The following is a 13764-nucleotide window of genomic DNA, read 5'->3' as shown; positions in this document are numbered from 1 at the left end:
GGCTCAGAGCAGGCAGAACTCGTTGCCCTCCGGGTCCGCCAGCACGTAGTGGTCGGGCCTGCCCTGCGCCTCGTGCTCCCCGAGGACCGTCGCCCCGGCGGCGGTCAGCCGCCCCAGCGCCTCCTGCACGCGCGGCCACCGCACCTCCCACGGCACGGCACGGCCGCCGCCCGCCTGCACGTCCAGATGGAGCCGGTTCTTCCCCGCCTTCGCCTCGGGCACCTTGAGAAAGGACAGGCTGGGCCCCTGGCCGTCCGGGTCCGTCAGGTAGGCGCCGTCGCCCCACTCGTCCTCGGGGACGCCGAACCGCTCGAGCCACTCCTCCCAGCTGCCGAAGCCCTCCGGCGGGGGCTTCGGCGCGTGCCCCAGGGCGAGCTCCCAGAACTGCGCGAGACGCGCGGGGTGCGCGCAGTCGATGGTCAGACTCCAGCGTGTGGACATGAGTTCCTCCGGGTTGCGGGCGTCGGGGCAGCGCGTGGCGCGTCCGGTCGGCAGCGCGTGCCCGGTTCAGCGGCCGAGCGCTGCCATCGCGGCATTATGGCCGGGGACACCGCTCACCCCGCCGCCGCGGACCGCGCCCGCCCCGCACAGCAGGACGTTGGGGTGCGCGGTCTCCACGCCCCAGCGGCCCGTCGTCCGCGTGGCGTACGGGAAGGAGAGGTCGCGGTGGAAGATGTGGCCGCCGGGCAGCCGCAGGTCGGCTTCGAGGTCCAGCGGGGTCTTCGCCTCGATGCAGGGCCCGCCGTTCGCGTCGAGCGCCAGGCAGTCGGCGACGGGCTCCTCCAGGTGGGCGTCGAGTTCGGCGAGGGTGGCCCGGAGCAGGGCGGCGCGGGTGCCCTCGTTGTCGGCGGCGAAGAGGCGGGCCGGGGTGTGCAGGCCGAACAGGGTCAGCGTCTGGTAGCCGCGGGCGGCGAGGTCCGCGCCGAGGATGGAGGGGTCCGTCAGTGAGTGGCAGTAGATCTCCGAGGGCGGCGCTGCGGGCAGCCGGCCGGCCGCCGCGTCCCGGTGGGCGGCGGCGAGCTGCCCGTACCCCTCGGCGACGTGGAACGTACCGGCGAACGCCTCACGCGGGTCGACGGACCGGTCGCGGAGCCGGGGCAGCCGGGTGAGCAGCATGTTCACCTTCAGCTGGGCGCCCTCGGCGGGCGCGGGCGGTTCGTCGCCGAGGAGGGCGGCGAGGGCGTGCGGGGAGGCGTTGACCAGGACCCGGCGGGCCGCGACGGTGTGCTCGCCGGTGTCCGTCCGTACCGTCACCTCGGCGCGCGTCCCGTCGGTGTCGATACGGACCGCCTCGTGCCCGGTCCTGATCTGTGCGCCGGCGGCCCGGGCGGCTGAGGCGAGTGCGTCGGTGAGCGCGCCCATGCCGCCGACCGGGACGTCCCAGTCGCCGGTGCCGCCGCCGATCACGTGGTAGAGGAAGCAGCGGTTCTGGAGCAGCGAGGGGTCGTGGGCGTCGGCGAAGGTGCCGATCAGCGCGTCGGTGAGCACGACGCCGCGGACGAGGTCGTCCTCGAAGTGCTTCTCGACGGCGACGCCGATGGGCTCCTCGAACAGCGTGCGCCAGGCGTCCGCGTCGCCGATCCGCTCGCGCAGCGCGTCCCGGGTGGGCAGCGGTTCGGTCAGGGTCGGGAAGACGCGCCCGGCGACCCGCCCGGTCATCGCGTAGAAGCGCTGCCACGCCGTGTACTCCCGGTCGGAGCCGGTGAGCGCGGCGAAGGAGTCGCGGGTGCGGTCGCCGCCGACGAGCAGCCCGGTGGCGCGTCCGTCGCGGACGGCCGGGGTGTACGAGGAGACGGTCCGCTTGCGTACGGCGAAGTCCAGGCCGAGATCGCGGACGATCTTCCGCGGGAGCAGCGACACCAGGTAGGAGTAGCGCGAGAGCCGGGCGTCGACGCCGGCGAAGGGCCGGGTCGAGACGGCCGCGCCCCCGGTGGCGGCGAGCCGTTCCAGGAGGAGGACGGTCTGTCCGGCGCGGGCGAGGTAGGCCGCCGCGACCAGGCCGTTGTGTCCGCCGCCCACGATCACCGCGTCATAGCTGTCCCGTACGGTCATGCCCCTTGGTAACACGGCGGGGACGACCCGGCCAGAGTCTGTGGCGCGGCGGGGGCGGCCCGGCCGGAGTGTGCGGCAGGTCAGGGCGGCGGCTGGCCGCGTTGCTGCCGTAGCGCCGCCACCTCGCGGTAGATGTCGGCCGCCTCACGGCCGCGGCCGAGCTGTTCGAGGCAGTGCGCCTCGTCGTCGCGGCCGGCGAGCGTGTCGGGGTGGGCGGCGCCCAGCAGCCGGGTCCGTACGTCGGCGACCTGACGGTAGGTGTGCAGGGCCTCCGTCCACCGGCCCAGCCAGCCGAGGGCGACGGCGACCTCGCGGCGGCTGACGAGGGTGTCGGGGTGGTCGGCGCCCAGGACGCGTTCGCGGGTCGCGTACACCGCCTGTGCCTCGGCCAGGGCCTCGTCCCAGCGGCCCAGCCGGCCGAGGTTGACGCCCAGTCCGTGGCGGGCGCGCAGGGTCTCCGGATCGTCCGGGCCGTTGACCCGGGTGCGGTCGGTGACGAGCGCGCGGTACAGCTCCAGCGCGTCGGTGCTGCGGCCGAGCCGCCCGAGGCTGATGCCGACCTCGTAGCGGGTGGCGAGGGTGTCCGGGTGGTCGGCGCCCAGCAGCCGGGTCCGTGCGTCGGCGACCTGGCGGTAGGTGTGCAGGGCCTCCGTCCACCGGCCGAGCCGCCCGAGCGCGTAACCGACCTCGTAGAGGGTGACCAGCGTGTCGGGGTGGCCGGCCCCCAGCACCCGGGCGCGGGCCGCCGCCACGTCGCGGGCCGTGCGGTACGACTCCTCCAGGCGTCCCAGCCTGCTGAGGCTGAAGGCCAGGTTGTGGCGGCAGCGCAGGGTGTCGGGGTGATCGGGGCCCATCGCGCGCTCCCGCGACACGAGCACGGCCGCGTGCAGTTCGTGGGCCTCGGCGTGGCGGCCGAGGCGGCCCAGCGCGTACGCCATCTGCTGGCGGGCGGCGACGGTCTCCGGGTGGTCGGGGCCCAGGGCGCGTTCGCGGGCCTCGGCGATCCGGCCGAACTCGCGCAGCGCGTCCTGCGCCCGGCCCTTGCGGCTCGGTCTCGTCTCCGGCTCGTGGTGGCCGGCGAGGGTGCCGTGTGCGGCGGGCGGCGCGGGGTCGGGGCGCGGGCCGGGACCGGTGGTCCAGGCGCAGGTCAGGCCGGCCGAGGGGTCGGGCGGCGTCAGGGCCGGGTTCACCGTGCCCGTCGCCTTGTGGCCGCTGGTCATCACCCCCGCCCATGGGGGGAGCGGCGGTACGGCGGGGGGCGGGCCGGGAAGCGGCACGGGGTGGGGCGGGGCGAGCGGCACCTGCCCGGTCGGCTCCAGGAAGGGCTGCTCGCCGGTGCGGCCGACGGCGATGCGGCGGCGCAGGTCGTGGGCGTCGGCCGGCCGCTCGTCCGGGGTCTTGGCGAGCAGGTCCAGGACGACCCGGTCGAAGAATCCGGGCAGTTCGGCGCGGTGGGAACGCGGCGGTTCGGGCGGCGTGTCGCGGTGGCCGACGAGGATGCCCCAGGAGTCCTCCAGGTCGAAGGGCGGGGCCCCGGTCGCGATCTCGTACAGCACGCAGCCCAGCGAGTAGAGGTCGCTGCGGTGGTCGACCTGGCCGCCGCTGATCTGCTCCGGCGACATGTAGTGCGGGGTGCCCATGGCGACGCCGACGCCGGTGAGCCGGGAGGTGACGGGGATGCCGTGGCCGGGTCTGGCTATGCCGAAGTCGCAGATCTTCACCGTCCCGTCGGACAGCCGCATGATGTTGGCGGGCTTGAGGTCGCGGTGGACGATGCCCTGCTGGTGGGTGTAGCCGAGGGCGTCGGCGACCTGCTCGGCGATGTCGACGATGTCGTCCACCGGCAGCGGGTGCTGCTCGTTGTCCTCCAGGAGCTGGCTGAGGTTGCGGCCGTCCAGGAGCTCCATCACGAGGTAGAGCGCGCCCTCGTACTCGCCGAAGTCGTGGACGACGGTGACGCCCCGGTGCTGGAGGGCCGCGGCGACCCGGGCCTCGCGGCGGAAGCGTTCGCGGACGATGCGGGTGAAGTCCTCGTCGTGCTGCGGGCTCATCGGCTTCAGGCACTTGACGGCGACCTGGCGGCCCAGCGATTCGTCGCGGGCGCGCCACACCTCGCCCATGCCGCCGCGCCCGATCAGGTCGAGCAGTCGGTACCGGCTCTGGATCAGCCTGGTTTCCGCCATCCCTGTTGCCGCCCCCGTCATTCCGCCCGCTGTCGCCGCGCCCTCCCCGGTGCGTCCAGTATGGCTGCCTGCCTCTTCAGTGTGTACGGGGTGGGGCGGCTGCCGGGTCCGAGGCGCGCCATCGCGTTCATGATGTGACCGGGCGGAAGCTGCCGACGCAGCCGCGCCGGGACGGCGCGCAGCACCGTGCCGGCGATCCGCAGACGGCGGTCCACGGCGGCCGGCGGAGGTACGGGCCTGCCGTACAACTCATGGGCGAACGGCGGCAGCGACTGATGGGCCAGTGTCGCGACGCGCCGCCACAGCAGGGCCCGTGCCGGTACGAGCAGGGGGTGGACGGGCGGCCTGCGCAGGAAGTCGTCCACGTCCCGCGCCTCCGGGGAGCACGCGAGCCGGGGCCGCACCTGCGCGAAGTAGGCGGCCAGCTGCGCGGTCGTCGCGGGTACGCGCTCCGGGTCGAGGCCGACGAGACGGGCGCTCTGCCGGTGTTCGTCGATGTACTGGTCGGCCTGCCGGTCGGTGAGCGGGTAGCCGGAGCGGCGCAGGACCTGGAGGTAGGAGTCGACCTCGGCGCAGTGCACCCACAGCAGCAGGCCGGGGTCGTCGACGCCGTGGGTCCGCCCGGTCGCCGGGTCGGTGACCTTCAGGAGCCGGTGAATCCTGCGGACCCGGGCCCCGGCCTTCTCGGCGGCTTCGGTGGTGCCGTAGGTGATGGTGCCGACGAAGCCCGCCGTGCGCATGAGCCGGCCCCAGGCGTCCTTGCGGAAGTCGGAGTTCTGCATCACCCCGCGCACCGCGAGCGGGTGGAGCGCCTGGAGGTACAGGGCGCGCACGCCGGCGACCCACATCATCGGGTCGCCGTGCAGCTGCCAGGTGACCGATGCGGGACCGAAGAGCCCGGGGTCGGCTTCCGTCATGTGTGTGTACCTCCGGCTCGGTGACGGCCCGGGGGTGATCCGCCGGACGCTCCCAGTGTGGCCGGGGGCGCCGCCCGGTGGGCACCCGTGCGGCGGGTCCGTCACGCCGGCGGTGTGCGCAGACGGGTGAGGAGGTGCCCCTCGCCTTGTCATACTGCTCCGATGATCAACCTCCCTGTCCCCGCCCTGGATTCGTTGGCCGGGCTCGCCTTCGGTGATGCCTTCGGCGACCGCTGGTTCGGCATCCTGCGCCGCGAGGGCCTGGCGCCCCTGGAGGCACGGACCCTGCCGCCGGAGCCCGTGTGGCGGTGGAGCGACGACACCGCCCAGGCGATCGTTCTCGTCCGCGAACTCGTCGAGGGCGGCGGCACCGTGGACCAGGACCGCTTCGCCCTGCGCCTCGCCGAGGCCTACGCCGCCGACACGCACCGCGGCTACGGCGCCTCGATGCACGACGTGCTCCGCCGGATCGGTGCGGGCGAGCCCTGGCGGGACGTGGTGGCCGGCCAGTTCGAGGGCATGGGCTCCTGGGGCAACGGCGCGGCGATGCGCGTCGCCCCGCTCGGTGCCTGGCACGCCGCCGAGCTGGCCGCCCGCCAGAGCGAGGTCTCGCACCACCACCCGGAGGCGGTCGCGGCAGGGGTGGCGGTCGCCCTCGCGGCGGCGCTGGCCACGCGCAGCCGGGGCGGGCCGGCACCGGCGCGTACGAACTTCCTCCAGGCCGTCGCCGCACGGCTCCCCGACAGCGATGTCCGGTCGGGAGTGCGGGTCGCGGCGCGGATGCCGGCCCGTACCTCGCTCCGGCACGCCGCGGAGGTCCTGGGCTCCGGCTACCGGATGTCCGGTCCCGACACCGTCCCCTTCGCCCTCTGGTGTGCGGCCAGCCACCTGGACGACCTGGAGGAGGGCCTGTGGTTCACCGTCGAGGGGCGCGGCGACATCGACACGACGTGCGCTGTCGTGGGAGGGGTGATCGCCGCTCGTACGGGCGTCGCCGCTCTCCCGCCCGCCTGGCACGCGGCCCGGGAGCCGCTGCCGCCGGTGGGCTGGGACCGGACGCCGTGATCGCGGTGCCTCAGCGCCGTACGCGCGGCATCCCGAGGCCGATCCAGGAGATGATCTCCCGCTGGATCTCGTTGTTGCCGCCGCCGAAGGTGAAGATGACGGCGGAGCGGTAGCCGCGTTCGAGTTCGCCGTGCAGGACGGCTCCTGCCGAGCCCTCCTTGAGGGGGCCGGCGGAGCCGACGACCTCCATGAGCCAGGCGTAGGCGTCCCGGCGCGCCTCGGAGCCGTAGACCTTGACGGCGGAGGCGTCCTGGGGGGTCAGGGTGTGGTGCTGGACGGCGGAGACCATCCGCCAGTTGAGGAGTTTCATCGCGTCGAGCCGGGCGTGGGTGCGGGCGAGCCGGGTGCGGACCCAGCCGAGGTCGATGACGCGGCGGCCGTCGCAGAGGCGGGTGCCGGCCGCCCAGCGGCGGACGTCGTGCAGGGCGCGGATGGCCATGGTGCCGTGGGCGGCGAGGGTGACGCGTTCGTGGTTGAGCTGGTTGGTGATGAGCCGCCAGCCCTTGTTCTCCTCGCCGACCCGGTGGGAGACGGGGACGCGGATGTTCTCGTAGTAGCTGGCGGTGGTGTCGTGCGAGGCGAGGGTGTTGATCAGGGTGCAGGAGTAGCCGGGGTCGGAGGTCGGGACGAGGAGCATGGTGATGCCCTTGTGGGCCGGGGCGTCCGGGTCGGTGCGGGCGGCGAGCCAGACCCAGTCGGCGGTGTCGCCGTTGGTCGTCCAGATCTTCTGCCCGTTGACGACATAGCTGTCGCCGTCGCGTACCGCCCGGGTCTTGAGGGCGGCGAGGTCGGTGCCCGCGCCGGGTTCGCTGTAGCCGATCGCGAAGTCCGTCTCGCCGGCGAGGATCTGGGGCAGGAAGGCGGCCTTCTGCTCGTCGGTGCCGAACTGCATGATCGTCGGGCCGACGGTGTTGAGGGCCATCAGCGGCAGGGGCACGCCCGCCTGGGCCGCCTCGTCGAAGAAGATGAACTGCTCCATCGGCGACAGGCCCCGCCCGCCGTACTCGGCGGGCCAGCCGACGCCGAGCCAGCCGTCGGCTCCCAGCCGCCGGATCGTCTCCCGGTAGAAGCGCTTCTGGGCGGCCGGGTCTCCGTAGCGGGCGTAGGCGTTGTCGGGGACCAGGGCGGCGAAGTAGGTGCGCAGTTCGGCGCGCAACTCCTGCTGCTGCGGCGTGTATTCGAGGTGCACGGCCCCTCCAGGATGCTCGCGGTCGCGTCGCCCGTGTGCGGCGGCGCACACAGTAGAACGCGTTGCAAGAATCCGGAAGGGGCACGGCTCCGCGGCGGACGGGTCAGCGTTTGACCGCGCGCAGTACGACGAACTTGGGGTCGCCCGCCACCGTGGTGCAGTTGCCGAAGATGCGGCGCAGGGCGGTGTGGTGGCCGAGGTGCCGGTTGGCGACCACCCAGAGCTCGCCGCCCTGGCGCAGCGCGCGGCGCGCCCCGTGGAACATGTTCCGGGCGGTCGCGTCGGTGGTGGCCTGGTGGGAGTGGAACGGCGGGTTGTTGAGGACGAGGTCCGCGCTGCCGGGTCCGGCGCCGACGAGGGCGTCGCCGACGACGAAGCGGGCGCGGGCGTCGGGGCCGGTGTTGCTCCGGAAGGTTTCCTCGGCCGAGGCGACGGCCTGGTGGGACTCGTCGATGAAGGTGAGGGTGGCCTCGGGGTTGGCGAGGGCGGCGGCGAGGCCGACGACGCCGTTGCCGCAGCCGAGGTCGACGACCCGGTCGGGGCCGCTGCGGGCCGGCAGGTGCTTGAGGAAGAAGCGGGTGCCGATGTCGAGCCGGTCGGCGCAGAAGATCCCGGCGTGGTTGGTGACCGTGTGCCCGGCGGCCGCTCCGGCGTCGTCGGGCAGCGCGTAGCGCAGGGGCCAGGGGCTGGGGGTGCGGGGCAGGGCGGGGTCCGGCGTGCAGTGGACGAGCCGGGCCTTGCGGACCGCGAGGGAGGTGCGGGTGGGACCGATGATCCGCTCGAAGAGGTTGAGCGTGGAGGTGTGGATCTCCTTGACCATGCCGGTGCCGATGACGACGGTGCCGGCGTGCACGGCGGGCGCCAGCCGGTGCAGCTGGTCCTCCAGGAACGCGAGGCTCTTGGGCACGCGTACGAGGAGCACGTCGACGCGGTCCGGCGGGGTGTCGCGCGAGGACAGCAGGCGCACGGCGTCCGTGTCCACCCCGTTGCGCCGCAGGTTCGCCTCGGTCGCCCGCTGCGCGAGGAAGGAGTCGCTGATCTGTACGGGGTGGCGGGCGGCCAGCACCGTGCTCAGCGCGCCCCAGCGGTCCCCGACCACGACGACGCGCCCGGAGAGGTCGACCGGGTCGGTCCCGTCGGCCCCCTCCAGGTGCTGGAGCAGATAGGCGTCGGCCGCGTCCCAGGCACGGAAGGGGTCGCGGGGGTCCTCGGGGTATCGGGCGAGGTCGTAACCGGCCCCTGACGTCGTCAAACGGTTCATTGTGCGTTCAGGCTAACCGAGCGGCGCCCGGCGCCCGTACACCTGCCGGTGGCGCGACGGCCGCGCACCGCCGCGCCGCGCCACTGCCTACGGCAGCCGCTTGTCGATGGCCGCCCGGCCCTCCCTGGCCAGGGTGCGCCGTGCCCACTCGATGTTCTGCGGTGTCAGGTCGCGCCCCGATGCGAGCACCAGGTCCTCCACCGACGGATCGTCGCTGGCGCCGGTGTGCAGAAGGGCATCCGGGGTCACGCCACGGGTGCTGGATACGGATTCGGACTCGTCGCTCATGCCGCCTCCTTGTCCTTCCCGTCATTCTCGCCCTCCGCCGCCGGACGCGCATCCGATGCCGGGCGGTGGCCGCCGAAGCGGCCCCGGGCCCTCACTTGACCTGCACATGATCGCTACGACCTGTTCACGCATCGTCACGGACCACATGGAAAGCTCCGCGTACCACATAGCGAACACGACCACCGCGGAGCCGCCCCCCACCCCGTGACGGCGCCGCGGTGTGCGCATTTCCGGAGAGGACACCCCACATGTCCCGTCGTCACTCTGCCCTGCGGCGCTCGCTGCCCGCCGCGCTCGCCGTCCTCGCGGTACTCACCGGCACCGCCGCGGCCGCACCGGCCCCCGCCCCACCGCCCGCCGCCACCCCGCCGCTCGCCCCGCTGGACGACACCTACTACCAGGACGCGGCCGGCAAGACCGGCACCGCGCTCAAGAGCGCACTGCACACGATCATCAGCGACCAGAGCAAGCTCACCTACAGCCAGGTGTGGGACGCCCTGAAGGACACCGACCAGGACCCGGCCAACTCCTCGAACGTGGTCCTCCTGTACTCGGGCCGCTCCGAGCCCAAGAGCGACAACGGCGGCAACGTCGGCCAGTGGAACCGGGAGCACGTCTGGGCCAAGTCCCACGGCGGCTTCGGCACGGCCACCGGCCCCGGCACCGACATCCACCACCTGCGCCCGGCCGACGTCCAGGTCAACTCCGAGCGCGGCAACAAGGACTTCGACAACGGCGGCACCGAGCTGAGCGACGCGCCCGGCAACCACACCGACAGCGACTCCTTCGAACCGCGCGACGCCGTCAAGGGCGACGTGGCCCGCATGATCCTGTACATGGCGGTGCGTTACGAGGGCGACGACTCGTTCGCCGACCTGGAGCCCAACGACAGCGTGTCGAACGGCTCCGCCCCGCACATCGGCCGGCTCTCCGTACTGAAGACGTGGAGCGAGCAGGACCCGCCGGACTCCTTCGAGAAGCGGCGCAACGACGTCGTATTCGACCAGTACCAGCACAACCGGAACCCGTTCATCGACCACCCCGAGTGGGTCGACGCCATCTGGTGACCGTGGCGGCTGTGGCGTGCTGACGACCAACTCGCCCACGTTGGGATCAAAAGGTATGAATTGATTCGTTGGACGACCACCCGCTCCGCACGCCGTGCGCGTAATTCCCCGGGAGGGAACTGATGGACACGGACGCCCTGACCGCCGGCCTGCTGCAGGAACTGCGCGCGGCCAAGCCCTATCCGGCCCTGTCCCTGACCATGCCGACCCACCGGCGCGCCCCGGACAACGCCCAGGACGCCGTACGGCTGCGCAATCTGCTCTCCGAGGCCGACAACCGGCTGGAGGCCGACCCGGAGGTCACCCGTGAGGCGCGCACCGCGATCAGGCAGCAGCTCGACCGCGCGGTGGGCGAGCTCGATCAGCGCCGGGCCCTGGACGCGCTGGTCCTCCTCGCGACGGCCGACGAGTACCAGATCTGGCGGCTGCCCCGTACCGTGCCCGAACGGGTGGTGCTGAGCGACAGCTACCTGACCCGCAATCTCGTCGCCGCGAAGGCGCAGGCCCAGCCCTTCTGGGCGCTCACCGTGTCGTCCGACCACGCCGCCCTCTACAGCGGCACGGTCGACTCCGCGCAGGAGGCGCACATCGGCGGCTTCCCCCTGGCCGCCCCTCACTGGGACCCCAACCCGCAGCGCGTGGAGCGGATCGGCGACACGCCGAGCAATTTCACCAATGAGGACACCCGCAACTTCCTGCGCGATGTGGACGAGAAGCTGCGCGCCGTCCTGGCCACCGACCCCCGGCCGCTGTACCTGGTCGGGCTCGCCCCGGCGCTCGCCCTGTTCGACGAGGTCGGCGAGAGCGCGAAGAGCGCGGCGGGCCGGGTCACCAAGGGCGCTCCGGCCGAGAACGCGGGGCCGGGGGACCTGCTGACCGAGCTGCGACCGGCCCTGGAGGCCCGGCGCGAGCGGTTCGCGGCGGAGATCGACGGGAAGCTGGACGAGGCGCGCGGGCGGAAGACCTTCGCCGGTGGGCTCGACGAGGTGTGGGCCGCCGTGCGCGAGGGCCGTGCCGGTCTGGTGGCGGTGGAGGAGCACTACCAGCAGACGGTCCGGGTCGACCAGGAGCACCTGAAGCCGGTCAGCGGGGACAGCGCGGACCTGACGGACGCGGACGTCCGCGAGGACATCGTCGACGAGCTGGTCGAGGCGGCGCTGGACAGCGGCGCCGACGTCGTCTTCGTCGCGGACGACTCGCTCAAGGAGCACGGCCGGGTCGCGGCGGAGCTGCGCTACTGAGGCGACGAGGCGGCACACGGCGAAGGCCCGGACGGTGTGCTCCGTCCGGGCCTTCGCCGTGTGGCGCTCGGCCGCCTCAGCCCTCCCAGACCCAGTTGGCCACCTCGGGCAGGTCGGTGCCGTGTTCGCGAATCCAGGCGTGGTGGCGGGTCCGGGTGTCGGCCATCTCCTGACGCACCGCCACGGCGCGGACGCCGAGGCCGGGGACCCGGTCGATGACGTCCATGACCAGCCGGTAGCGGTCGAGGTCGTTGCGGACGACCATGTCGAAGGGCGTGGTGGTGGTGCCCTCCTCCTTGTAACCCCGCACGTGCAGGTCGCTGTGGCCGGCCCGGCGGTAGGCCAGCCGGTGGATCAGCCAGGGATAGCCGTGGTAGGCGAAGATCACCGGCCTCCCCCGGGTGAACAGCGCGTCGTACTCGGTGTCCGGCATCCCGTGCGGATGCTCGGAGTGCGGCATGAGCCGGGCCATGTCCACGACGTTCACCACCCGCACGGCCAGCTCCGGCAGGTGGCGCCGCAGGAGACCGGCGGCCGCCAGGATCTCCAGCGTGGGTACGTCCCCGGCGCAGGCGAGCACGACGTCGGGTTCCCGGGTGCCGTCCTCCGTGCCCGCCCACTCCCAGACCCCGGCGCCGCGCGCGCAGTGCACCCGGGCCTGGTCGAGGGTGAGCCAGTCGAAGCTGGGCTGTTTGCCGGCCACGATGACGTTGACGTAGTCCCTGCTGCGCAGGGCGTGGTCGGCCACGGACAGCAGGGTGTTGGTGTCGGGCGGCAGGTAGACGCGTACGACCTCGGGGCTCTTGTTGAGGATGTGGTCCACGAAGCCGGGGTCCTGGTGCGAGAAGCCGTTGTGGTCCTGGCGCCAGACGTGCGAGGTGAGCAGGTAGTTGAGCGAGGCGATGGGCCGGCGCCACGCCAGCCGGCGCGAGGTCCGCAGCCACTTGATGTGCTGGTTGACCATCGAGTCCACGATGTGCGCGAACGCCTCGTAGCAGGAGAACAGCCCGTGCCGACCGGTCAGCAGATAGCCCTCCAGCCAGCCCTGGCACAGGTGCTCGGAGAGGACTTCCATGACGCGGCCGTCGCGGGAGAGGTGTTCGTCGGTCGGGAGCGTACGGGCCTGCCAGGCCTTGCCGCTGGCCTCGTAGAGCGCGTCGAGCCGGTTGGAGGCGGTCTCGTCGGGGCCGACGACCCGGAAGTCCCTGCGGCCGGCCGTCGCCGCCATGACCGCCTCAAGGAGCCCGCCCAGCACCCGGGTCGGCTCCCGCAGGGCGGCGCCGGGCCGCTCCACCGGGACGGCGAACCCGTCCAGGTCCGGGATGGGCAGGTCGCGCAGGAACAGACCGCCGTTGGCGTACGGGGAGGCGCCGAGGCGGGCGGTGCCTTCGGGTACGCAGGCCAGGACCTGCGGGGTGGGGCGCCCCTCGGAGTCGAAGAGTTCCCCGGGCCGGTAGGAGCGCAGCCACGCTTCCAGCTGGCGCAGGTGGTCGGGGTCGTCGCGGACGCCGGGCAGCGGGACCTGGTGGGCGCGCCAGGTGCCTTCGACGGGCAGCCCGTCGACCTCGGCGGGGCCGGTCCAGCCCTTCGGGGTGCGCAGCACGATCATGGGCCACCGGGGCCGGTCCGTCTCGCCGCCGGTCCGGGCGGCGGCCTGGATCTCCTCGATGCGGTCGACGGCCCGGTCCATCGCGAGGGCCATCTCCCGGTGCACGGCACGGGGGTCGTCCCCCTCGACGTAGAGGGGTTCGTGTCCGTAGCCGCGCAGCAGGGCGTCCAGCTCGGTCTGCGGGAGGCGGGCGAGCACCGCCGGGTTGGCGATCTTGTAGCCGTTGAGGTGGAGGACGGGCAGGACGGCCCCGTCGTGGACCGGGTCGAGGAACTTGTTGGCGTGCCAGGAGCCCGCGAGCGGTCCGGTCTCCGCCTCGCCGTCGCCGATGACGCAGGTGACCAGGAGGTCCGGGTGGTCGAGGGCGGCGCCGTAGGCGTGACCCAGGGAGTAGCCGAGTTCGCCGCCCTCGTGGATGGAGCCGGGCGTCTCGGGCGCGACGTGACTGGGTACGCCGCCGGGGAAGGAGAACTGCTTGAACAGTAGGCCCATGCCCTCGGCGTCCCGGCCGATGTCGGGGTACGTCTCGGAGTAGCTGCCCTCCAGCCAGGAGCCGGCGAGGACGGCGGGGCCCCCGTGGCCCGGGCCCCAGATGCACAGGGCGTGGGTGCCGCGCGCCCTGATCAGGCGGTTGAGGTGGGTGTACACGAGGTTGAGGCCCGGCGAGGTGCCCCAGTGCCCGAGCAGCCTCGGCTTGATGTGCTCGGGCGCGAGCGGCCGGGTCAGCAGCGGGTTGTCCATCAGGTAGATCTGCCCGACGGCCAGGTAGTTGGCGGCCCGCCAGTGCGCGTCGAGCGCGTCGATCTCCTCGTCGGAAGGGCCGGCCTTCGGCGAGGACGGTGGTGCGTCGCTCATGGTCACCTCTCAGCGGGCGGATGCGGGGGCGTCACGC

The 13764-nt window shown here is 73.3% G+C and carries 11 protein-coding genes; 3 read left to right on the top strand and 8 right to left on the bottom strand.

Going from position 1 to position 13764, the window contains the following annotated elements; genetic code table 11:
* Positions 1-3: 3 nt before the first annotated feature.
* From E6P78_RS06150 to E6P78_RS06135, 4 genes are all read right to left on the bottom strand, one after another.
* On the bottom strand, positions 4-441 hold the full coding sequence (locus E6P78_RS06150) for a VOC family protein (protein ID WP_136202473.1): 438 nt from the start codon (positions 439-441) through the stop codon (positions 4-6).
* A 66-nt stretch (positions 442-507) separates the two neighbouring features.
* Entirely contained in the window at positions 508-2052 is a 1545-nt protein-coding gene (locus E6P78_RS06145; RefSeq protein WP_136202472.1) for an NAD(P)/FAD-dependent oxidoreductase, read from the bottom strand.
* Between the two features lie 80 nt (positions 2053-2132).
* Positions 2133-4235 (bottom strand): serine/threonine-protein kinase, encoded by a 2103-nt coding sequence (locus E6P78_RS06140; protein WP_136202471.1) that lies wholly within the window; start codon positions 4233-4235, stop codon positions 2133-2135.
* 17 nt (positions 4236-4252) lie between these two features.
* Positions 4253-5152, bottom strand: coding sequence for an oxygenase MpaB family protein (locus tag E6P78_RS06135; RefSeq protein ID WP_136202470.1), 900 nt, complete (start codon positions 5150-5152; stop codon positions 4253-4255).
* Positions 5153-5314: 162 nt separating this feature from the next.
* Between E6P78_RS06135 and E6P78_RS06130 the strand changes: the two genes are divergently transcribed.
* Positions 5315-6217 (top strand): ADP-ribosylglycohydrolase family protein, encoded by a 903-nt coding sequence (locus tag E6P78_RS06130; protein WP_136202469.1) that lies wholly within the window; start codon positions 5315-5317, stop codon positions 6215-6217.
* Positions 6218-6227: 10 nt separating this feature from the next.
* On the opposite strand, the gene E6P78_RS06125 is transcribed toward E6P78_RS06130, so the two are convergent.
* The 3 genes from E6P78_RS06125 to E6P78_RS06115 all read right to left on the bottom strand — a co-directional run bounded on the left by E6P78_RS06125 (position 6228) and on the right by E6P78_RS06115 (position 8955).
* On the bottom strand, positions 6228-7406 hold the full coding sequence (locus tag E6P78_RS06125; RefSeq protein WP_136202468.1) for an acyl-CoA dehydrogenase family protein: 1179 nt from the start codon (positions 7404-7406) through the stop codon (positions 6228-6230).
* Positions 7407-7509: 103 nt separating this feature from the next.
* Positions 7510-8667, bottom strand: coding sequence for a methyltransferase (locus E6P78_RS06120; RefSeq protein ID WP_136202467.1), 1158 nt, complete (start codon positions 8665-8667; stop codon positions 7510-7512).
* An 87-nt stretch (positions 8668-8754) separates the two neighbouring features.
* On the bottom strand, positions 8755-8955 hold the full coding sequence (locus E6P78_RS06115; RefSeq protein ID WP_136202466.1) for a hypothetical protein: 201 nt from the start codon (positions 8953-8955) through the stop codon (positions 8755-8757).
* A 248-nt stretch (positions 8956-9203) separates the two neighbouring features.
* Here E6P78_RS06115 and E6P78_RS06110 point away from each other — a divergent pair, with 248 nt between their 5' ends.
* Both E6P78_RS06110 and E6P78_RS06105 read left to right on the top strand, forming a co-directional pair.
* Positions 9204-10022 carry an endonuclease gene (locus E6P78_RS06110; protein WP_136202465.1) on the top strand — a complete coding sequence of 273 codons (819 nt, stop codon included), beginning with the start codon at positions 9204-9206 and terminating at the stop codon, positions 10020-10022.
* Between the two features lie 122 nt (positions 10023-10144).
* Positions 10145-11263 (top strand): chemotaxis protein, encoded by a 1119-nt coding sequence (locus E6P78_RS06105; protein WP_136202464.1) that lies wholly within the window; start codon positions 10145-10147, stop codon positions 11261-11263.
* A 76-nt stretch (positions 11264-11339) separates the two neighbouring features.
* Here E6P78_RS06105 and E6P78_RS06100 read toward each other — a convergent pair whose 3' ends face one another.
* Complete coding sequence (locus tag E6P78_RS06100) at positions 11340-13727, bottom strand: phosphoketolase family protein (RefSeq protein WP_136202463.1); 2388 nt, start codon at positions 13725-13727, stop codon at positions 11340-11342.
* Positions 13728-13764: the final 37 nt, after the last annotated feature.

It is taken from the genome of Streptomyces sp. A0958, from assembly GCF_004795035.1.
GTDB lineage: Bacteria > Actinomycetota > Actinomycetes > Streptomycetales > Streptomycetaceae > Streptomyces.
This window is presented reverse-complemented; position numbering and strand designations above follow the sequence as displayed.